Consider the following 19,963-nt stretch of genomic DNA (forward strand, 5'->3'; position numbering starts at 1 on the left):
GTCGAACGCGCCCCTGGTGGGACGTGATCAGGAAGTGGCGTTGCTTGCCGACCGCTGGAGCGACGCGTGCGGGGGAAGGCCAAGTAGTGTTGCTGACCGGCGAGGCAGGCATCGGCAAGTCACGCCTGTTGGAGGCACTGCGCGAACGGATCGTGGGTCAACCTTATGGCCTTGTGCGTTACCAGTGTTCTCCGCACCATCGCAACGTCTCGATGTATCCGGTCGTCCGACAGATATCATCTTCGCTGGGTCTTAGGTCCGGCGAGCCGCCGACAGCGCAAATCGAAAGGCTCGAAGCTTTAATCGCCCGCTCGGGCCTCGGTGGCCGGGGCGTCGCATCCTATCTCGCCTCGCTTCTGTCGATCTCGACCGAGGGACACTTTCAGGACCTCGGAGTAGTGCCGAGCGAGGCAAAGGAGCAGACGATTGCCGCGTTGATTGAGCTGTTCGCCGGGCTGACGCGAGAGGCGCCCGTGTTTGCCGTGCTGGAGGACGCGCACTGGATAGACCCCACCTCGCTGGATTTCTTCAGCGGCATCGTCGAGCGAGTACCGGGATTGCGGGCGCTGTTGATAGTGACCTCTCGCCCGGAGTTTACAAATCCCTGGGTCGGTCAAGGCCATGTGACAGGGCTGGCGCTCAACCGATTCGGACGGCGTCACGCTGCAGCCATGATCGATCGCATCACCGGCGGCAAGGAGATTCCTGCAGAAGTGCAAAGCGCGATAATCTCTAAGACTGACGGCGTTCCCTTATTCGTTGAGGAACTGACCAAGGCGGTCCTTGAATCGGGGCAACTGCGCGAGCAAAGCCAGTGTTTTGTGCTGGCCGCGCCGTTGACGGCACTGGCGATTCCATCGACGCTGCAGGACTCCCTAATGGCGCGGTTGGATAGGCTCGGGTCGATCCGGGAAATCGCACAGATTGGCGCGGCGATCGGCCGGGAATTTTCGTACCGTCTGCTGGAAGCGATCTCGCCGATTACCGGAACCGCGCTTAAGGAGGCGTTACACAAGCTGGTCGAGTCGGAGCTGGTATTCTCTCGCGCCGCCATAGGTGACACGATCTATGTTTTCAAACACGCGCTCGTGCAGGATGCAGCCCACAACTCGCTGCTTCGCTCCCGCAGACAGCGCATCCATGCGGACATCGCCCGGTCAATTGTCGAGCGCTTTGCTGATAGCAGCGAATCCGCGCCGGCGGTGATCGCCCATCACTACACTGAGGCGGGACTCTCGGAGCCGGCGGCGCACTATTGGCTGACTGCTGCGGAATTGGCCCTGTCGCGGTCAGCTCTTGCCGAGGCCACTCAGCACACCGGGGCCGGATTGACGGCAGCCCGGCAAATCGAAGACGAGCAGGTGCGTCGACCACTTGAACTGGCTCTATTGGTCGCCCGCGCCAACTCGCTGCTGCCGTTCCAGGAAACAGTTGCGGCGTTGACTAGTGCCAAATCACTGCTTGACGCAGGCGTCGGTTCCGACTTGCAACGCTTCTCGGTTCCGCAGGGCCTTTGCGCGAGCAGCTATTTCGCGGGGAAGATGGAGGATGCGTTCGCCCTAGCGCGGCAGATTGTAGAGTTTGCGGACCGCCAGGTCGACCCGACATTCAAGTTGGTCGCCTATCGGCTTCTCGGGACGACCCAGGTCCTGACCGGACGTTCTCGCGAGGCTCTGGAAAGTCTGCAGTCGGCTGAAAGATATCGTGACCCCGACCGCCAGAAGGTGTTGAGCTCCTGGTTTGGCATCGACCCCGGCCTGAACGTCCTGTACTGGAAGACAATGGCGTTAGCTCTGCTGGGACAGTACGAGGGCGTCGCGAAATCCAGTGAACAGGTGCGGTCAGAGCTGTTAAATCATGGCAACGCTCACACCGTCGCGGCAGGCAACTTCTACACGATCGTGTGGCCACAATTTCTGTTCGGCAATCTCGACGCTTGCGAGAGCGATGCTGTTGCGCTCGTCACCTATTGCGGCGAACGGAAGGTCGAGCACCTGAAGCGAAACGGCGTTCTATGCCATGCATGTGTGCGAGCCCGGCGCGAGCCAACCGACGAGAACATAGCGACGATCCGTCAGGCGCTCGATTCCAATCGAACGCGCGACGCTCACCTATTCGAGTCAGTGTTCGTCGCGCAGCTTGCCGAATGCCTTCTGAAGGCCGGCAATACGGTGGCAGCAGAGGCTGCGGTGCGGGAAGGTTTCGCCTTCGTTGGCCGGTCGGGCGAGCAGTTCTGGCTGGCTGAACTTCATCGGCTCGATGGCCTGGTGGCACTGAAGCAACCACAGCCGGACCTCTCCCGGGTGGAAACCAGCCTCCTCGCCGCAATGGAGGTTGCGCGGCAGCAGGACGCCCGAATGTTGGAACTTCGAGCCGCGACAGATCTCGCGCGTTTCGCACACGAGGCCAGCCCTGGGCTCTATCCCTGCTCGATGCTGGAGCAACTCCTGGTTCCCTTTGCAGATGCAGAGTTCTCTCGGGACATACGCGACGCTCGCAATTTCCTGGCCTCGCATGTTTCCGGTGACGTATTGGTAACTACAATGGCAACGAAGCCAGGCCTGCCTTAATGTCGGGAGCGGGATCGCCGCGGTGGGAGCACACCTCGCTGGCGACAAGGCGGGTCATGCTCTGGAGTTTTAGGTAATGCCAATCATCGACTTCTGGTTCTCAATAGGCAGCACCTACACATACCTGTCGGTCATGCGCATCGAGCAGGTCGAGAAGCAGACTGGCGTTCGTTTCGTCTGGAAACCCTTCAATGTGCGGGTGGTGATGATCGAGATGAACAACGTCCCCTTTGTGAACAAGCCGGCAAAGGCCGCCTATATGTGGAGGGACATCGAGCGGCGCTCGCAAATGCGCGGGCTCTCGCCGAAGCTCCCGGCGCCGTACCCTCTAGCGGAGCTGGAACGGGCGAACCGTGTAGCGATCGTGGGGGCAGCAGAAGGCTGGTGTCCCGCCTATGTCCGGGCAAGCTACAGGCGATGGATCGAACAAGGACTTCCTGCCGGAAATGAGCCGAACATCAGCCAGAGTATCACGGAGGCCGGCGCCGATGTGGAGGATGTGCTGGCACGCGCGGACGCGGAAGAAGCCGTGGCGGGGCTTGTTGACGCGACGAACCAAGCCAAGAGCCTCGGCATTTTCGGCTCGCCGACTTTCGTCGTCGGCAAGGAGATTTTCTGGGGTGACGACCGGCTTGAGGACGCGATCTCTTGGAAGAATCGCCAGGCGAAATAACACCGGTCTATGCGGCGTGGATCATACTCTCACTAGAGCAAAATCTCTCAAACCTGTCGATGGGCGTTCGCGTTCGTCGTCGGGTTCTCTCGCTCCAGCGCAGCAGGCCGCAAACTCGATGCTAGGCGCTATGCGCCAAGCACTTGAATTCATTGAGATCGCCAACCTGTGTGCTCAATAGCGTAGCACAGAGGTATGGAGAAGAACGGCTTTCTAGAGAGCAATTCGGCTGATTTGGCGCACGGCCCAGCAAACAGCTTTCGGCGCCATCCTGGGCTTCAGAGCGCGCTGTATTCCAACAGAGAATTGTTTGGAATTTGAGGGTGGGAGACCGCTACATCGCAAGACCCACTATTGAGGGGGCGTTCTTTTGCTATCGCCGGCATGCGGCCTGACAGCACCCGGGATCTAGCGTCACGAGCTCGAAAGTACGAGTCAGACGATGATGAGGAAGCCGCGTAAAGTCACCCGCGAAGGGGAAGACGTTCTCGTAGGCATATCCGTGGACGTGATACATTCTAGCCACCCGTCAGCGCTTTTAAGTCTGCCGCCGACCAGGATCATTGACCGTAGCAGCGAACTGGGCTGCATCAACGGCTCGGCTCTTTCGATGTCGCCGACATCATCCGAGGCCGTGGCGGCAACGATGCGCTGAACGGCGCTGGCACGATGTTACATAAGTCTCGCAAGAACAACCGATTAAGGACCAGCGGAGTCACGAAGAAGCGATATCATGACCCAGCGCAGCTCGATCTACTCGACTGGGCAGCGAGCGCCCGATCGCCAAGATCATCAGCGCCATCCCCGGCACCGCGAAACGGATGTGGAGGGAACGCCACATGCAGTAACCGAACAACCAGCCGCACATCGTGCCGATGCGGGGGCGGGCATGAGCGTGGCGGCCTTACTGATGCAGCGTGAGCCGGTCCATGGGCGCGTTTGCTTCGGCCAACCTAGCCAGCGCTTGCTCGACGTTTTGAGCCGAGGTGTCAGTGCGCTTGATGTGCCGGATCATTTGCCGCGTCATTCGCGCGAGCCTGGCGGCGCGATATACATCGCCGTATCTCGCAGTTTCAAGGTGGAGGGTCGCGAGCCTCATGGGCAACAATCCAATTGTCTAGCGGTAGAATTCGCGAATCCGCCTTTGGTTCCGCTGTCCGATCTTACGCTCGCAAAGAGCTGGCCGGAGGGCCGTGACGAATGAGAGGCCGGTCCTCACATATTGCTGCGCGGTCTGAGGCGCTAGCCGTGACGACATGGGGCAGCGGCGGATCGGAAGGCTTTCACGGCCCGGATGGTTCAACGTGTGCGAACTCCGTCAGCGCTGGTGGGATCGATCTTCGTCAACCGCGATCTGGCCTCCACCACGCGCCGTTGCGCAGCCCGTATCCTGCTGCACAGCGCGATATTGATGCCGACGCCGCAGTCTTCATCCAGCATTTCATTCGCACGTTTAAGGGAAAGCTGCGCTCCGTTGAGCCGCTGTCGGGCTCTAGCCAGTTCCATATCCAAAAATTCCATTATCCTGCATCCATTGCAGTCCCTTCGATTGGTAAACCGCTTGTGGCCGCCGTTGGTTCCGGCTGGCGCGAGCGTCCAACCCAAGCGTCGATATGGAATCTCCGGACTTGGTTCAGTCGGCGGAGCTGGCTGCAAACTTGCCCGAAACATTCGTTCAACCCTCATGAGGCCATACAACTCCTCCGCCACCCGCACGGCGGGCGCTTGGAGGAGCGACCGAACCGTAGTGATGTTCAAAATGCTGCGTCAACGACATGAGTGTCGTGGCCTTCTGCTTCCAGAACTCGGTGGACCCAGAAGCCATCAAGGCCGGCCCCTTGAATGATGACGAACGGATAGTCGCGGCCGGTTCGGCTACGAGCCTTTGCTTCAACTGAGCGAGGCGGCCAAGAAGCCCGGCAATATCCGCGCCGGGGATGGTATGGCGCGATAACTTCTCGCCAGCTCCCGGCGAATCGAGGTGACCAGCCAGGACTTCTTGCTCAACTCCACCGAAACAAAGATCTCGTCCAGCTCTTTGTGCGCTGCCTTGCTTTCAAAACCACTCGGCGTCGCTGCTGGCGTTCAAGCGTGGCGAACCGCGAGTCTGCTCCATGCTACGCGTGCCGAGCCCTTATGAGGAGGATCGCCGCCGCATCGTCCGGGAGCGCAAGGTGTTGATGGAAGAACGCATCCGGCACGGCAACCGGATCAAGGGTCTGCTCTTCTCGCAGGGGCATCACCGGCTACGATCCTTTGCGGCGTGATCGTCGCGATCGGCTGGAAACTCTTCACACCGGCGATGGACGGGATCTGCCCGCAAATATGAAGCGCCAGGTTCTGCGTGAGGTCGACCGAATGGAAATGCTGCTCGATCAGATCAAGGCAGTCGAGGCGGAACGGGACGCCATGCTCGCCGAAGAACGCCAATCGGCGCGTGAAGTGGTTATGCTGTCGAAAGTCGTCGGTATCGGACCAGAGTTTGCGGCCGTGCTGTGGGGAGAGGGCTTGTTTCGGTGCTTCGACAATCGCCGGCAGCTGGCGGCCTATGCCGGCCTTGCGCCGACGCCATGGCAAAGCGGGTCGATCGACCGGGAACAGGGGATCGGAAAGTCCGGAAACCCACGCTTGCGATCGACGCTGCTGGAAATGGCGTGGCTCTGGTTGCGGCACCAGCCCGCCTCGGCGCTCAGCCGCTGGTTCAACGAGCGAGTTGCCCAGAATGGCGGATGCTTCAAGAAGGTGATGATTACCGCGCTGGCCCGCAAGCTGATCGTGGCTTTGTGGAAATACGTCCGCGCCGGCGTGGTGATCGAAGGAGCGTTTGTAAGACCATGACGATCTGACCGCATTCCAGTTCGGCCAGGGCCTGATCAGCCCCGCCGGAACCAGGTGGACGACCGCATTGCGGCATGGCTTTGAACGCCGTCATCGAGACTGGTCTCGTCCTCCTGAGCCCTTGCCGCCGCAGGCGGGATTATGGTGCGGCCGCTCGAGCGGCGACCGGATGTGAGGTTGATACGTGCAAACGCGCGGATCAGGAATGGGCTCAGACCTCAGGTTCATGTGGCGGTAGGGATCGCGCTGCTTGTGCCGAATGCGTGGCTGAAGGGCCGATGGCCAGCATCGTTCTCGAGAGACTGATGCTGAAATCCTCCCTATACGGCCTCTCTACTGGCTGGTCTGGCGCCGGTCGGGCCTCTGCCTGCAACGGCTTCCCCGACCTTCTTCCCCTGCGGCTTTGCCGCATTCCTCGCGGGACAACAAGCTCGGCTGCCGCCGTCCTCCGCTGGCGCTGCGGTCCACAGGATGCAGTCGGCCCGATCGTCGCCTCACGACCGCTATCGAGGCCGCACAGGGCGGCTTCGGCAACCAGTCAGGAGAACGACAATGGCTACCATCGGCAACTTCCAGCAATCGGACAACAACGAGTTCAGCGGCGAGATCGTCACCCTCTCCCTCCAGGCCAAGAAGGTCCGTATCGTACCCGATACGCGCGCCAGCGGCGAAAACGCTCCCAGCCACCGGGTCTTCGTCGGCCGCATCGAAATCGGGGCGGCCTGGTCCAAGCAGTCCAACGAGGGTCGCAGCTACCTGGGTCTCAAGCTCGACGACCCGAGCTTCACCGCTCCGATCTACGCCAACCTCGTCGTGGGCGAGGACGGCCAGGGCTACAGCCTCATCTGGTCACGTCCGAACCGCCGCAACGGCGATTGAGCACCCTTGACAGGACGCCTCGCACCGAGCGGAGCGTCCTCCAGAAACGACCACTCAGCAGCTCAGAGCCACAGCTTGACGAGTGGTCCCTCATGTGAGGCCGCAATGGGCGCGGCCCGAGAAACAGAAGGAACCACCACAGTGGCGACGATCGGCACATTCTCCCGCACCGCGAACGGCTTCTCCGGCTCAGTCAAAACCCTCAACCTCAACGTCAAGACAGTGTCGTTCACCCCGGTCGACGGCGACAATGAAAAAGGTCCGGACTTCCGCATCTTCGCCGGCGCCATCGAGTTCGGGGCGGCATGGAAGAAGACCTCGCGCGAGGGCCGCGACTATCACTCAGTCAAGCTCGACGATCCCAGCTTCCCCGCTCCGATCTATGCGAGCCTGGTCGAAACCGACCCCGGGGGCGAGTTCTCGCTCATCTGGTCCCGCCGCGCCGCCGAGTGATCCGAGCTAACACGAAGCCCCGCGCAAGGCGGGGCTTCGCCATGTTCAGGTTCGCCACTGCACCTCTATCTGGTGCAGCACGCTATGCTTTGACGGGTGTTTTGCGCGCCTTCTTCACCGGCGATTTGATTGCCGTGGCAATTGCTGCCGCCGCTGGCGCGCGAGCAGCTCGTTTTGGTTTTTCCGCCGCAGCTGTCGCTGGCGCTGCCGCCTTGCGGCCCAATCCTATTGATTTTGCCAGGGCCGAGCGAGTCGCCGCGTAGTTCGGCGCAACCATAGGATAGTCGGAGGGCAGGTTCCATTTCTGGCGGTATTCGTCCGGACTCAGATTGTAGTGCGTTCCGATATGCCGCTTCAAGGATTTGAACTTTTTCCCGTCTTCCAGGCATATGATGAAATCAGGTGACACTGACTTCTTGATCGACACCGCCGGCTCCAGTTTGGCTGCGGTCGGAGCCACAGGTGTGCCGATCCCTTGCAAAGCGACATAGACATCCCCGATCAGCTTCGACAACTCGCCGACCGGCAACGGATTGTTCGAAACGTAGGCGGAAACGATGTCAGCGGTGATTGATACGAGATCAGCCTGGTCGCTTGGGTCTGGAGAAACGGTCATCGAATTTCCTCTTGTCCAAAGCGCGCTTTGAAAACGGATGGTCTGTCTATTCGCCAATCCAGGCAAATAATTCGTTACTCCGCCAACAAACCTCATTCCGTGTAAATATCAAGCAGGCAAGTGTCGCTGCGATCGTTCGGTCCGGCTGCAGACAAGTTGCCGATCGCGTCGGGGAAGCAGGAAGGCTTTCCCCCTCGCTTCTCCGCGCGCCAAGCGCACAGCCCAACGCAAGCCAGCGCCATGAATCATGGCTCCTGCGTCGCAGGATTGAGCCATGAACAATTGTCGTCGCGACACTCTGTGCCGCGGTCCTGGTCTCGCCCCGGCATGAATTGGCCCTCGCGTGTACCTCTTGTGGGACTCATTCAGGTGGGCTGCACCGCCTCGCGCCGATCGGCAGGATGGATGTTGCTGACATGGCAGCCGGCATGCGCCCGAACGGCTGCCGCCTACTGGCTCAACGAATATCTGATGAACGGCGTGCTGCTTTTGAAGCGCTTGCCACCCCGCAGCTGACAACTCGTTTGACACCACGGCGCCGCGAGCCCATCGAGCCCCTTGCGCATGTCGGTATGACCGAGCGCCAGATGCACCTTCACCCCCGTCGGAACGAGATCATGATGCGTTCTTCCTCGCCGCGAGATGCTGCTGGACTGCATCTGCATTGTGCCGACGGATGCAAAGACGCGCCGCCCGTCGTCCAGTTGGGCTGTCATCACGCCGTCCGGCGGTCGTACGAGATTGCGCAGGGCAGTCAGTACCGGCGGTTCGGTTTCCGTCCCATGGATGAGTGCAACCGTTGCCAATTGCGGCGCCTTGCGAGCGGTCACGCCGAACTGGACACGCCGGCCGAAGGCATGCTGGTGGCCATCCCATGGCGGCGGCAAACCTCCGCCACACTGACGCCGGGCTTCTCCGTCTCCTGCACGATCGCCTGCTTCTGTGCGTCGCTGAAGCGGCGCCGGTTCGACCGCCCGTCAACGGCGGTGTCAAGTGACATTGGCGCCGTACGCAATTAGCAGCGCTGCTGAATTGAGCCCGCGCACTCGGATGCAACAGAGATCGCCAGTCCACTTCGGCCTCGAATTCCTCGGGGACGAGCGCGCCATTTGCGCAGCGCATGGGGCGAAAGTCCGAGCGCCGCGGCATATTCGGCAAGCCCCAACCCGCTCCAGTTCATCGCCTCCACATGCTTGCCCCAGAACGCCTGCAGGGCAATCGGACCGGTGTCCGTACGCACGCTGTAGCGGTAGCGGCGCGGGCTCTTGCGTCGCTTCGGCGGCCCTTTCTTGCCCCGCTTTTCCGGCTTTTCCTGGCGCAATTTCCGCAGATATTCCGCACGTTTGCGCCGATCTTCCGGGCTCACCAGATGGCGCACTCACAGCTCAAAAGTCTTCGTCGAAAGCTTGCGCCGGCGGCAATATTCCTCCGCCTCAAAACGGCCCGATACCAGGTCGCGTCATGCGTCGACCAGCACGGGTTGTTGGCCTTGTCCCAGGAACGTTGAGGCACCGCCGGAAATCTCTCAATAGCAAGGAACGTCACATGTTGCGAGATTGCACGACCCGAAAGATGTGCAGGATCCGGACGGTTACCGAGGGTGGTGGGGGACAGCGAGGGTGGTGGGGGACAGCAAGATAAAGCGAGCTGGCGCTCGCCCTCGCTTCGCTCGTAAGTGTGTGTCTGCACATTGTTTTTTCCGGCACATGCGGACACCGGGAGGCACCACGCGAGGTGTGGCGGGTGCCGGTTGGTCCGCTATCCTGCTGATCTGAAAAGTAAAGGTGCGGTGCCCGGGCGATGTGCGATCCGCCGTTTATACGCCACAGCAAGTCTTTGCGCTCCATAGCACGCTCAGCGTTCCGGCCGTCTTGAAGAGCGAATCCCGACGCCCGATGCTGCCGTCATGGCAGATCGTGACAGCGACCAATTCCAGGTTCGCACCGGCCGGACGCGGCGTAGCGGCGCGCCGGTCAATTCTCGCACGCTGCCCTTTGTGCGCCAGGTCGAGATTGCCATCCGCAAGCAGGGCGGCAATCCCTATCGCCTCGGTGCAAGCAGCGGTGCCGGGAAGGGGAGTGGCCGCTTCAACGCCCGCGGCCGCGGCGGCAAGCTGGCAGCAGAGTTGCCAAGGGATGGTGGCGGTTGGAAGCAGGACGGCAATGGCGTCCGCTTTCGCTCCCGCCGCGTCGTCGTGAAGGCGCGCGTCGTCAAGTTGCCAGGACGAGGCAAGGGGACCACCGGGCGCGGCCAAAAGTTCGTGACGACCAGCAAGGCCGTCGATGCGCATCTGCGCTATCTTCAGCGCGACGGCGTCACCAGAGACGGCGAGAAGGGCAGGGTGTACTCGGCCGTCGACGACGAGGCCGACGCAAAGGCCTTCGTCGAGCGCGGCCGCGGCGACCGGCATCAGTTCCGCTTTATCGTCGCGCCGGAGGATGCCGCGGAGATGGAAGACCTGCGCTCCTTCACCCGCGATCTCATGCGGCAGATAGAGACCGACCTCAACACGCGCCTCGACTGGATCGCCGTCGACCACCACAACACCGGTCATCCGCACACCCATATCCTGGTGCGCGGCGTCACCGATGACAGCAAGATCCTGAACATCGCCGGCGACTACATCGCCCATGGCATTCGTCACCGGGCAAGCGAGCTGGTCGAACGGAACTCGGCCTGCAAAGCGAGGTCGAGGTCGCCCGCAAGCTGGCCAACGAAGTGGGTGCCGAACGGCTGACCCGGCTCGACCGCATGCTGATCGCCGAACAGCACGAGCACGATCTTGTCGACCTCCGTCCCAATGCCAGCGACAGCTACACCATTTCCAGCAACCGCTACCTGCTGATCGATCGGGCAAAGAGACTGCGGCACTTCGGCCTGGCGAGCGAGATCGAGCCCGGCCGGTGGTTGATCTCCGACAAAGCCGAAAGCACGCTGCGCGCGCTTGGCGAGCGCAACGACATCATCAAGACCATGCACCGGGCACTCGAGGAGCACGGCCTCGCCGATGAACGGGGCGCGGCGCAATATGTCATGCACCGCCAGACCATCACCGAGCCGGTCGTCGGCCGTGTGCTCGCCAAGGGTCTTGCCGGCGGCGAGATGAGCGATAAGCTGTCGCTCGTCATCAACGGAGTCGACGGGCGCACCCACTATGTCGAGACCGCCGATGCGGCAAAGCTCGAAGACATCCAGCGCGGCCATATCGTAGCGCTTGATCCGATCCCGCCGAAGGAGGAGCCGCGTGCCGCCGACCGCAACATCGGCGTCGCAGCCGGCGAGGATGGCATCTATCGGCCGAGCAGGCACCTGGAGGCGATCCGGGAAACATTTTTGCAGCAGGGCAAGGACCCGGACGCCTTCGTCCGCTTCCATGTCCGCCGTCTCGAAGCGCTGCGCCGGGCCGGCCATGTCGAGCGCATCGACGAAGACCACTGGCGCATTCCGGAAAACTTGCCCGAGCGCGGCATCGCCTACGATGCCCGCAGCCGCGGCAAGGACTTCTCCATCCGCGTGCTTTCGACGCTTGACCTCGACGCGCAGATCGGCAGCGACGGCGCCACCTGGCTCGACCGGGAGCTTACGGCCAGGATCCCCATGCCGCTGGTGAGGTCAGGCTTTGGTCTCGACGTCGACAACGCGCTCGATAAACGGGCTGCCCAGCTTGTCGGGATGGGCCATGCCGCACGCGATGCGACGAGCGGGACAATCACCTTCTCGCGCGACCTGGTCGCTACGCTGGAGCGTCAGGAGGTCGCGCGCGTCGGCAAAGAAATGGCCGCTGCGCGCGGCCTCACTTTCGCGCCCGTCCAGCCCGGCAATCATGTCGGCGGCACGCTGCTTGGCCCCGTCAGTCTTGCGAGCGGGCGCTTCGCCATGCTGGACAATGGTCTCGGCTTTCGGCTCGTGCCCTGGCAGCCGATGCTGGAAGGGCGCATCGGCCAGCACATCACCGGCCTCGTGCAAAACAGCGGCGGCATCGACTGGAGCTTCGGCAGAAAGCGCGGAATCGGGATGTGACGGCTGAGGTATGGTGCTCACCAAGGCCTTTCCTACTCCAGGTTCCGCTGCCGCGCTCCACAAGGAATTCTGTTGCTCCATCCGTCAGAGCCTTGAGAATTTCGCCGCCGTTTCGGGCGGCCTCGGAGCGGATCGTCTTCGGTCCAGACGAGCTGTTGCTAGCTCACCTATTGAGGAGCAGCGCGCCAAGCCTTCCCTCTGACCAGTCGAGCGCCGCTCCAACAGGTCGGATACGCAATTGCGGCTTTCGGTAATCCCGCAGGCCACGGTTACGAACGACAGCCGGTCTATGCAAAACGGTCACATTTGGCCTTTTGGACTGTTAGATCTACGCGCCAGGCGAACGCCAGCACCACCACCGTTTTCCGGGATGAATTCGATCCCGGCAGTTTCGAGCGCCGCAACTAACGCGTCAAACGTGGTTTGCCTCGAAGTGGTTTGGGCATTCTCAATTCTGACGAGCGTGCGAACGGTTATCCCCGATGCGTTAGCCAGATCCTCTCTCGTCCAATCAATTAAGGCTCGGGCGGCGCGGAGCTGCTGGGGCGATATGTCTTTTTTCATGATATTCTGCTTGTTAAAAGTCACAAAAAGTGACATTTTGGAAGACAAAGATGCGGCCGCACGAGGTGCTCGTTACACCTTGCACGGCCTAACCACTACCCAAGCTGATTGGAGCTCGGATCATGGCTTCTCTATTCGGCGGCTTGGGGTCAAGCGCTTTTGCCATTTTCTGCCTTACTAGCTTCTGACATCATTCGCGGGTTCGTGCTTCTCTCCGGGATCGGCCCATTGGCCCTGCCTTGATGGGATTCAGAGAATAAGGCGGAACAATCTGATTCGCGTCCTGGCCAGCATGACATGACCGGTGCGCCCATGATCGCGAACTCACCTCATCCTTCGTCCCGCGAAGGACGTGCTTCCGCGCTGGGCGGAACTCTCTACCTCTTCTTCCCGGCCTTTTGTCACACGGCTGACGCCATGGTTTCCCGCGTCCAGCGGAACTCGCTGTTGTCCAGCCACATGCGGTGCATGACGACCGCCAGGCGACGTGCGAGCGCGACTATCGCCCTGCGCAAGCCGCGCCGCTTGGCGACGTTCATCGCCCAGGCCTTCAGCCATGACCATTTCTTCACGTGCGTCAGCATGACTTGGGCTGCTTCATAGAGCAATGTTCGCATCATGCCGTCCCCGCAGAGTGAGATGCCTCCAACGCGCTTGCTTTCGCCGGACTCGTCGAGCTTCGGTGTCAGCCCCAGGATCGGCCCTACCGCCTTGGAGTTTCTGAACCGTTGTGGAATGTCGATCGTCGCGGTGTACGCGAGCGCCACTATGGAGCCGACACCAGGGACCGTCATCAAGCGCCGGCAGGTAGCATCGCCCCTGGCGATCGCCAGCACTTGTCTGTGCAGGTGCGCAAATTCCTCGCGCAGCTTCCGCCTGGCGGCCAGCAGTGGCTCCATGATCTGTTCGAGATCGAACTCACGCCTGTCCACGGGATCCTCTTGGCCGATGGTGAAAAGTCCTGAAAGTGTGAGGAGCTTAGGCGGCCTCAGCCCTATGGATCAGATTCATGATGCCCTCGCTCATGCCGGCATAGGATCCGTCATTGATTAACTGGCCCTGAAGCCGGTAGTCGTTCATGACCAGAATCCTGTCAGCGAGCAGGATCATTTCGGGCATGTCGCTCGTGATCAGCAAAATGGCAGTGCCGTTGTCGGCAAGTTCTCGCAGCAAATCGTGCAGGTAAGCCTTGGTCTTGATGTCGATGCCGACTGACGGCTCGTCAACCAGCAAGATCTTGACGCCTGCTGCCAGCCATTTGGCGACGCTGATTTTCTGCTGATTGCCACCCGAAAGGTTGGCCACCGTCTGCGCGAGGCTGGGTGTTTTCACCTCAAGCTTCTCGATGTATGGCGTTACCTTGTGTCGCACGAGGCGGTCGGTGAGGAATCCGAGAAGTGCCGAAAGGGGGCGCCACACTGCAATTCCAGCATTTGACAGCACCGAATGCATCAAGACCAGACCTTCGCCCTTTCGATCTTCGCTGACGTATCCCACACGATGCGTGTGGATGGCTTCGCCGACCGACCTGATCTTAACCGGCTTCCCGTCGATCTCGACGGTACCAGCCGTCAGCGGAAACTGACCCAGGATGCATTTTGCAAGCTCGGTCCTTCCGGCGCCCACGAGGCCATAGAGGCCCACAATCTCGCCTTGTCGGACATGCAGATTGACGTCCGAATGGCCTAAAGATGTTTCAATGTTCTTGAGCTCGATGGCCGGAGGAGCCCCAGTCGAGTTGCGCTCCCGCCAGCCGCCTTCACCCTCGGCCCGGCCGATCATCAATCGGACAATGTCTTGCCGCCCCAGGCCCTCCATTGGCCGGCTTTCACAGGCATTCGACCCATCCCTCAGCACTGTGACGCTGTCGCAAAGCTCCTGCGCTTCTTCCAGCTTATGGCTGACAAATAGCAGGCTGGCGCCTTGGTCTCGCAGCTTTCGCAAAAACGAGAATAATAGATCAGTTTCACTCGAGGTAAGTGATGCGGTTGGTTCATCCAGGAGAAGCACTCGCGAGCGCAGAGACAAGGCCTTGGCGATTTCGACCAGCTGCATCTTGGCGACGCTAAGGCGCGATACCGGGGTTCTTGGGTCGATGTCTAGGCCGAGGGCCTCAAGCCAACGCGCGGCCTGCTTGTTCAAGTCGGCATAGTCCACCGGCTTTAGCAACGAAGCCCCAAGTTGCTCGAGATGGATATTTTCCGCAACAGAAAACCTCGGGATAAGATTCCGTTCTTGATGTACGACGCCAACACGATGAGCGATGGCCTCGCGCGGCGAGCCGAAATGAACCTCTTGGCCCTCCAGGATGAGGCGGCCGGCATCGGGGTGGTGAACACCGGTAATGATCTTGATAAGCGTTGACTTCCCTGCGCCGTTTTCGCCGAGCAAAGCATGTATGGAATGAGTTTTAAGTGTCAGGGAAACGCCCTTTAGGGCCTTTACGCCTGGAAAGGACTTCTCAATGCCCAGAGCCTGGAACGCTATCTCGCTCGCCATTTCAGAGCCTCTTGAGATTTCGTGACAAACGACTTTCGCGAAAACGATTGGCGCCGACTGCCGCCAAGATCATTGCGCCCAGCACGACCTGCACGAGGAACGGGTCGATGTCGAAAAGCACTAGGGCTTGTGTGATTATTGCAACGATCACCACCCCGAGCAGCGTAGCGGGCACGCTGATGTGTCCGCCGGCCAAGACCGCGCCGCCGATCACGGGCGCGGCAAAAGACAAAATTAGCCAGTCGTCGCCGATCGTCGGTTGACCCATTTGTAAACGGGCAACAAGGAGAAGACCGGCAAGCGCTGCAAGAAACCCCGAAAGGGCGTGCGCGATGACAACTGTATTTGCAATCGATATTCCCGACAATTCTGCGGCATGTTGATTGCCGCCGACTGCCAAAATAAACCGCCCTATGGGTTGCCGATTAAGCATGAACCACAAGGCTAGCCCGACAGCCATGGTCGGGAGCATCAACCAAGGAATGATCCCGAAGATCGCGCCCTGTCCGATGGATTTCACGCCGTCTGAGATATCATAAAAGGGTTGGGCATGTGTGATGCCCAAATTGATGCCCTTGTAAACGGACAGGCTGGCGAGGGTAATTACGAACGCCGAAATGCCAGTTCGGGCGATCAGAAATCCGTTTATTACGCCGCATATGACCCCGAGCGACAGCGCGGTTAAGGCGGCAAGGGATGCGGGCACGTGCCACGCGTCCATCATGCCGGCGAAAACAATAGCGCAAAGACCGCCGATAGCCCCGACAGACAAATTCATCTGACCGATAGCGATGATGAGCATTTGCGAAAACGCGATCAGGCCATTTACTGCAATTGCGAGCAGCAGCACCTGAATATTCAATGGCGATAGGAATGATGGGTTGAAGCCCCCCACGATCGCAACGGCGACGATCGTAACCAGCAGCGGCCCAAACCAGTCGCTCCGCACGGCGTTGGCGAAGGAGCCGTTCATGCCATGTTCCTCCGGGCCAGAAAGGTTCGGCGTGTTTTGTCCATCAATACCGCAGCCAGCAAAAGCAGACCCAAAAAGCTCTGAATCCAGAAATCGCCCAGCTGTAATAGAAGCAAACCACTAGTCAGCATCGTCACCAGAAACGCACCTAGGCACGTCCCCAGCACCGATGCCTTGCCGCCCGCCAAAAGTGTTCCCCCCAACACAGGACCAAGGAACGCGATGAGCAGCCAGTCCTGTCCGAGTTGTCCCGCCATTGATGGGATCGCCGCTCCATTGCGTGCGACTAGCATCAGAGCCGCGCAGGCGGCGAGCGCGCCAGACAGCATGTGGCAGTATATGAAGATGCGCCCGACATTTATGCCGGACATCTCCGCCGCTTCGGGCTTGGCGCCAGCAGCCAGCATCTCCCGCCCAACCGCTGTCAAATTATAAAGATATCCTAGAACCAATGCAGCCATGAGGCTAACCAGGAGGAGCGGAGAGAAAAAACCCAACAGCTTGATGCGTCCGAACGCTGCAAAGACGGGTGGCAGAGCGCGATAGGATTCTGCACGCGTCAGGAAGATCATTACGCCGAAGAAAATGCTCATTGTCGCGAGCGTGATGATGAAGCTGTGCAATCCTGTGCGAACGGAAGTCCATCCGTTGATAAAGCCCAGCAAGGCGCCAAGGGCCACGGCTGAGAGAATTGCGAGTGGCCACGGAAGCCCGACGACCTCAATGAGATAGCCGCAAGTCATTGCGGCACAAACGCCGATCGCCCCTACAGCAAGGTTCAACCCCCCAGTTATAACGACGACCATCATGGCCAAGCCGATCATGATGTTGACGGCTGCGATACGACCGAGGGTGAACAAATTGAAGGCCGAAAAGAAACCCTCTGTTGTGAATTTGAAGCCCAGCGCAAAGACCACAATGAGGGCAATGAGCCCAAACTCATTGGTCAGATAGAATCGCGTCTCGGTGGCATTCCTGCGCGGCTTGCCGACGATGTCGCCACTGGGACCCTTCGCCGGCACATCTGAATAAGACATGGTTTCGCACCTTCAATGGCTAGGCTGCCATCTTATCAGGCCTGGCTCTGGGTCACGACAGACACCGTGCAATTTGGTTGGACGACCGCCGGGTCTGCTTGAACGCAGCCCGGCGGCATTGGCGGAAGTCTCGTTACTTGCAGGTCAGATAAGTCGCCTGGAAGGTTTCAAAGAGCTTCTTGGTCGTGTCGCGCATGGCGTCAACATAAGTGTCGATTTTGTCGGCCGCGACATAGACGGTTCCCGAGTCGATGAACTTGTCAGTGAGGGCATTCTTCTTAAAAGGCGCATCGGTCTTGACCGCGCAACCCGAACGAAGCTTGTCGAGAACGAAAGTGCCGATATAGCCTTGGCCATACGGATTCTGCAGCATTGTGCCATTCACAAAGCCATCCTTGATGGCCTTCAACACAACTTGATCGTGATCAATGGCTACCATCTTGATCCGCTTGTCGCCGATCTTTCGGACTGCGTTCGAGGCTACAACCGCAGGGACCCAAGCGGTCGTGATGATGCCATCGACGTCGTTGGCGTGAGCTGCCAGGTAGGCATTAATCTTTTCCTCGGCTGGCTCGGGCGCATCAATGTCAGCGATGACCTGGACGACCGTTGCGCCTTCTTCCTCCGCCGCTTTTTTGACGGCGTCGATGCGAAGCTGGGTATTCGGATCAACAAGGAAGCCGGTGAAATGAGCAATGCGCTTCTTGGTGCCCGTCAGTGTTTTCAAAAGCTCCTTGGTTCCAATGTATGCTGAATTGCCAGTGTCGGTGCCGAGGCAGAAGGTTGCTGAAGAAGGATCCTTGAAGCACCCTGCGCCGCCGATGACAGGCGCGCCATTGGACACGAGCTCGTCGACGGTACTGACCGATCCGACGGGGTCACCTGGGAAAATCAGAAAGCCGTTATAACCCTGGGTCAAAAGGCTCTCGAGCAGCTGGTTCTGCTGGCTGAGTTCCCACTTTTGCGGCACCTTATAGTCTGCTGCGGCCAGGCCAAAATCCTTGGCAGCATCCTTACCAGCTTGCTCCCACGCCGCGAAGTAGGGGTGCGGACCTCCGGGAACCAGCGCAATTTTTGAATCTCCAGCGGCGAAGGCGGACCCCACGCCTATTGCGGATAGCAGTCCAATCGCGAGCACGCGACGCAAATAGTTCGACATCAAAACTCCTCCCGTTGAGAGCGCCGCCTTCCCGCTTAAAATTGTCGAGACCGCCAGCGCAAATGCCTTGCATTCACCGCAGAAGTTCTAGTACACTTGTATACAAGGTGCAACTGCTTTTTTGTTGATGGCATTTTTCGGAGGACATTGTGCAAGAAGGCGAGCGGAACGCGATATCGCGTTTCGACCAGAATGGAGCGAAAGCCATGTCTTCCGGATTGGCTGAACTAGACGTGTTTTTGAACCGGCGCAGTTCGGCGAGTGAGCAAATTTACTCCGTCCTGCGCGAGGCAATCGTGCGTGCGAAGCTCTTGCCGGGCGAATCGATTAGTGAAAACGCGGTGTGTCGCCAGTTCAATGTGTCTCGCACACCTGTGAGGGCAGCGATCCAAAGATTGGCCGAAGACGGACTTGTAAGTGTCTTTCCGCAGCTCGGCAGTTTTGTTTCGCAAATTGATATCGTCAGCATCCAAGACAGCCATTTTGTCCGCCGTTCTCTGGAAACTTGCCTTCTTCGCGAAGTTGCGCCGCGTTGGACGCCAGCGATGAGCGCTGAAATGCGTTCACTGGTGGCGGCTCAAGAACGGAGTATCGCTGAGGGCGATATTGACGGATTTCACGACAATGACGAGAATTTTCACCAATTGTTTGCGTCTTTCGCGCAGCGACCGGGAGTTTGGACGACCATCCACGCTGCTAAAGCCAAGCTGACTCGCTTTATTCGTTTCTCCGGCAATGCCGCACGATTTGCGGTTGTGCTGCAGGAGCATTTGGCAATTCTGGATGCGCTGGATGCCAATGACGGACCCGGTGCGGAAGCCGCATTGGTCGCCCATCTCGATAAAATCTTTGTCCTTTTCGACGCGCATGCGTCGGACACACGCCATGCCGCCGTCTGACCAAGCAATGGAGAATTCCCGCTTGCAATCGCTAGAAGGAAAAACCGCTGTCGTAACTGGAGGCGCAGGCGCTATCGGCTCCGCAATCGCAGTGGAACTGGCGCGCGCCGGCGCTCAAGTAGCAGTCCTGGATCTGCTCCCCAAGGCCGCAGAGGCGCTGGCGTCGCGGATAGGGCATGGCGCCGTTGCCGTCGGTGTTGATCTGGCAGTTGAGAGTTCAACGCGCGCGGCGGCGGAGAAGGTTCTTCAGCACTTCGGTTCGGTCGACATTTTGGTCAACAATGCTGGCATTCTGTCGAACCACAAAATGGCAGATACCTCGATCGAGGAATGGCGAAGGGTCAACATAGTCAACGTAGAAGCCGCATTCCTTCTCGCCCAGATATTTCTTCCAGGGATGCGGTCGAAACGGTGGGGTCGGGTGGTCAATATCTCCTCCTATGCCGCCAAAAGCGGAGGCTTGACCGCAGGGACGGCGTATTCAGTTTCGAAAAGCGCGATGATAGGGCTGACCTTTTCGATTGCCCGCGAGACCGCTGGCCAGGGCGTAACCTCGAATGCAATTGCCCCCGCCTACGTAATGTCGCCGATGGTTTCCGAACAGCTCAACGACGAACAGCGCGCGGCCCAGCTTGCTCAAATCCCGGTCGGGCGATTTTGCGAACCTCAAGAAGTCGCCCACACCGTTTCATTCCTCGCGTCACCTCTAGCCGGGTTCATCACGGGTGAGGTTATCGACATGAACGGTGGTCTCCATTTCGATTGAGCTGCATACAATGGAAA

General features: G+C 59.7%; 18 protein-coding genes and 3 pseudogenes. 11 read left to right on the forward strand and 10 right to left on the reverse strand.

Annotation, left to right across the window (positions count from 1 at the left end; genetic code table 11):
* Positions 1–86: 86 nt before the first annotated feature.
* From NKJ28_RS26490 to NKJ28_RS26500, 3 genes are all read left to right on the forward strand, one after another.
* Positions 87–2,570 (forward strand): ATP-binding protein, encoded by a 2,484-nt coding sequence (locus NKJ28_RS26490; RefSeq protein WP_352637560.1) that lies wholly within the window; start codon positions 87–89, stop codon positions 2,568–2,570.
* Positions 2,571–2,646: 76 nt separating this feature from the next.
* Positions 2,647–3,243, forward strand: coding sequence for a 2-hydroxychromene-2-carboxylate isomerase (locus tag NKJ28_RS26495; protein ID WP_352637562.1), 597 nt, complete (start codon positions 2,647–2,649; stop codon positions 3,241–3,243).
* Between the two features lie 733 nt (positions 3,244–3,976).
* Positions 3,977–4,447 (forward strand): hypothetical protein, encoded by a 471-nt coding sequence (locus NKJ28_RS26500; protein WP_352637564.1) that lies wholly within the window; start codon positions 3,977–3,979, stop codon positions 4,445–4,447.
* A 95-nt stretch (positions 4,448–4,542) separates the two neighbouring features.
* Here the strand turns inward: NKJ28_RS26500 and NKJ28_RS26505 are convergent, their stop codons facing one another.
* On the reverse strand, positions 4,543–4,764 hold the full coding sequence (locus NKJ28_RS26505; protein WP_023680037.1) for a hypothetical protein: 222 nt from the start codon (positions 4,762–4,764) through the stop codon (positions 4,543–4,545).
* A gap of 239 nt (positions 4,765–5,003) precedes the next feature.
* Positions 5,004–5,277 (reverse strand): annotated as a pseudogene (locus NKJ28_RS33055) (IS110 family transposase); the annotation flags it as partial.
* A 38-nt stretch (positions 5,278–5,315) separates the two neighbouring features.
* Between NKJ28_RS33055 and NKJ28_RS26510 the strand changes: the two are divergent.
* From NKJ28_RS26510 to NKJ28_RS26520, 3 genes and pseudogenes are all read left to right on the forward strand, one after another.
* Positions 5,316–6,081: pseudogene (locus NKJ28_RS26510) on the forward strand (IS110 family RNA-guided transposase); the annotation flags it as partial.
* Between the two features lie 552 nt (positions 6,082–6,633).
* Positions 6,634–6,960: a DUF736 domain-containing protein gene (locus NKJ28_RS26515; protein WP_352637565.1), complete on the forward strand. Its 327-nt coding sequence runs from the start codon at positions 6,634–6,636 to the stop codon at positions 6,958–6,960.
* A 141-nt stretch (positions 6,961–7,101) separates the two neighbouring features.
* On the forward strand, positions 7,102–7,413 hold the full coding sequence (locus NKJ28_RS26520) for a DUF736 domain-containing protein (RefSeq protein WP_023680034.1): 312 nt from the start codon (positions 7,102–7,104) through the stop codon (positions 7,411–7,413).
* A gap of 82 nt (positions 7,414–7,495) precedes the next feature.
* Here the strand turns inward: NKJ28_RS26520 and NKJ28_RS26525 are convergent, their stop codons facing one another.
* Entirely contained in the window at positions 7,496–8,029 is a 534-nt protein-coding gene (locus NKJ28_RS26525) for a Ros/MucR family transcriptional regulator (protein WP_023680033.1), read from the reverse strand.
* A 416-nt stretch (positions 8,030–8,445) separates the two neighbouring features.
* Here NKJ28_RS26525 and NKJ28_RS33060 point away from each other — a divergent pair, with 416 nt between their 5' ends.
* The gene (locus tag NKJ28_RS33060; RefSeq protein WP_502902220.1) at positions 8,446–9,048 is read left to right on the forward strand and encodes a hypothetical protein; all 603 of its coding nucleotides are present in this window, start codon (positions 8,446–8,448) and stop codon (positions 9,046–9,048) included.
* On the opposite strand, the gene NKJ28_RS26540 is transcribed toward NKJ28_RS33060, so the two are convergent.
* A complete protein-coding gene (locus tag NKJ28_RS26540; RefSeq protein ID WP_352637569.1) occupies positions 9,045–9,407 on the reverse strand; it encodes a hypothetical protein in 363 nt (120 codons plus the stop codon). The two genes, NKJ28_RS33060 and NKJ28_RS26540, sit on opposite strands and share 4 nt — an antisense overlap.
* A gap of 528 nt (positions 9,408–9,935) precedes the next feature.
* Here NKJ28_RS26540 and NKJ28_RS26545 point away from each other — a divergent pair.
* Both NKJ28_RS26545 and NKJ28_RS26550 read left to right on the forward strand, forming a co-directional pair.
* The gene (locus NKJ28_RS26545; protein ID WP_352637571.1) at positions 9,936–10,766 is read left to right on the forward strand and encodes a relaxase/mobilization nuclease domain-containing protein; all 831 of its coding nucleotides are present in this window, start codon (positions 9,936–9,938) and stop codon (positions 10,764–10,766) included.
* Positions 10,748–12,049, forward strand: coding sequence for a DUF3363 domain-containing protein (locus NKJ28_RS26550; protein WP_352637573.1), 1,302 nt, complete (start codon positions 10,748–10,750; stop codon positions 12,047–12,049). Before NKJ28_RS26545 ends, NKJ28_RS26550 begins: the two co-directional genes overlap by 19 nt.
* 300 nt (positions 12,050–12,349) lie before the next feature.
* Here the strand turns inward: NKJ28_RS26550 and NKJ28_RS26555 are convergent, their stop codons facing one another.
* The 6 genes and pseudogenes from NKJ28_RS26555 to NKJ28_RS26580 form a co-directional block, all read right to left on the reverse strand.
* Positions 12,350–12,613, reverse strand: coding sequence for a helix-turn-helix transcriptional regulator (locus tag NKJ28_RS26555; protein ID WP_036239966.1), 264 nt, complete (start codon positions 12,611–12,613; stop codon positions 12,350–12,352).
* 401 nt (positions 12,614–13,014) lie between these two features.
* Positions 13,015–13,524: pseudogene (locus NKJ28_RS26560) on the reverse strand (transposase); the annotation flags it as partial.
* A 67-nt stretch (positions 13,525–13,591) separates the two neighbouring features.
* On the reverse strand, positions 13,592–15,112 hold the full coding sequence (locus tag NKJ28_RS26565; protein WP_352457841.1) for a sugar ABC transporter ATP-binding protein: 1,521 nt from the start codon (positions 15,110–15,112) through the stop codon (positions 13,592–13,594).
* 1 nt (position 15,113) lies between these two features.
* Positions 15,114–16,085, reverse strand: a complete 972-nt coding sequence (locus NKJ28_RS26570) for an ABC transporter permease (protein WP_352637575.1) — start codon at positions 16,083–16,085, stop codon at positions 15,114–15,116.
* Positions 16,082–17,122, reverse strand: coding sequence for an ABC transporter permease (locus NKJ28_RS26575; RefSeq protein ID WP_352637577.1), 1,041 nt, complete (start codon positions 17,120–17,122; stop codon positions 16,082–16,084). Before NKJ28_RS26575 ends, NKJ28_RS26570 begins: the two co-directional genes overlap by 4 nt.
* Positions 17,123–17,255: 133 nt before the next feature.
* Positions 17,256–18,281: a sugar ABC transporter substrate-binding protein gene (locus NKJ28_RS26580; RefSeq protein WP_023680812.1), complete on the reverse strand. Its 1,026-nt coding sequence runs from the start codon at positions 18,279–18,281 to the stop codon at positions 17,256–17,258.
* Positions 18,282–18,430: 149 nt separating this feature from the next.
* On the opposite strand from NKJ28_RS26580, the gene NKJ28_RS26585 reads away from it, so the two are divergent.
* Both NKJ28_RS26585 and NKJ28_RS26590 read left to right on the forward strand, forming a co-directional pair.
* Entirely contained in the window at positions 18,431–19,180 is a 750-nt protein-coding gene (locus NKJ28_RS26585) for a GntR family transcriptional regulator (protein WP_352571721.1), read from the forward strand.
* Positions 19,167–19,946 (forward strand): SDR family NAD(P)-dependent oxidoreductase, encoded by a 780-nt coding sequence (locus tag NKJ28_RS26590; protein WP_352571722.1) that lies wholly within the window; start codon positions 19,167–19,169, stop codon positions 19,944–19,946. Before NKJ28_RS26585 ends, NKJ28_RS26590 begins: the two co-directional genes overlap by 14 nt.
* Positions 19,947–19,963: the final 17 nt, after the last annotated feature.

The organism is Mesorhizobium sp. M0145 (genome assembly GCF_040322355.1).
Taxonomy (GTDB): domain Bacteria; phylum Pseudomonadota; class Alphaproteobacteria; order Rhizobiales; family Rhizobiaceae; genus Mesorhizobium.

Bases quoted from the DNA above. Each gene is read 5' to 3' on its own strand.
- NKJ28_RS26495 (WP_352637562.1), top strand. From the start codon at position 2,647: ATGCCAATCATCGACTTCTGGTTCTCAATAGGCAGCACCTACACATAC.
- NKJ28_RS26500 (WP_352637564.1), top strand. From the start codon at position 3,977: ATGACCCAGCGCAGCTCGATCTACTCGACTGGGCAGCGAGCGCCCGAT.
- NKJ28_RS26505 (WP_023680037.1), bottom strand. From the start codon at position 4,764: ATGGAATTTTTGGATATGGAACTGGCTAGAGCCCGACAGCGGCTCAAC.
- NKJ28_RS26515 (WP_352637565.1), top strand. From the start codon at position 6,634: ATGGCTACCATCGGCAACTTCCAGCAATCGGACAACAACGAGTTCAGC.
- NKJ28_RS26525 (WP_023680033.1), bottom strand. From the start codon at position 8,029: ATGACCGTTTCTCCAGACCCAAGCGACCAGGCTGATCTCGTATCAATC.
- NKJ28_RS33060 (WP_502902220.1), top strand. From the start codon at position 8,446: ATGGCAGCCGGCATGCGCCCGAACGGCTGCCGCCTACTGGCTCAACGA.
- NKJ28_RS26545 (WP_352637571.1), top strand. From the start codon at position 9,936: ATGGCAGATCGTGACAGCGACCAATTCCAGGTTCGCACCGGCCGGACG.
- NKJ28_RS26555 (WP_036239966.1), bottom strand. From the start codon at position 12,613: ATGAAAAAAGACATATCGCCCCAGCAGCTCCGCGCCGCCCGAGCCTTA.
- NKJ28_RS26565 (WP_352457841.1), bottom strand. From the start codon at position 15,112: ATGGCGAGCGAGATAGCGTTCCAGGCTCTGGGCATTGAGAAGTCCTTT.
- NKJ28_RS26570 (WP_352637575.1), bottom strand. From the start codon at position 16,085: ATGAACGGCTCCTTCGCCAACGCCGTGCGGAGCGACTGGTTTGGGCCG.
- NKJ28_RS26575 (WP_352637577.1), bottom strand. From the start codon at position 17,122: ATGTCTTATTCAGATGTGCCGGCGAAGGGTCCCAGTGGCGACATCGTC.
- NKJ28_RS26580 (WP_023680812.1), bottom strand. From the start codon at position 18,281: ATGTCGAACTATTTGCGTCGCGTGCTCGCGATTGGACTGCTATCCGCA.
- NKJ28_RS26590 (WP_352571722.1), top strand. From the start codon at position 19,167: ATGCCGCCGTCTGACCAAGCAATGGAGAATTCCCGCTTGCAATCGCTA.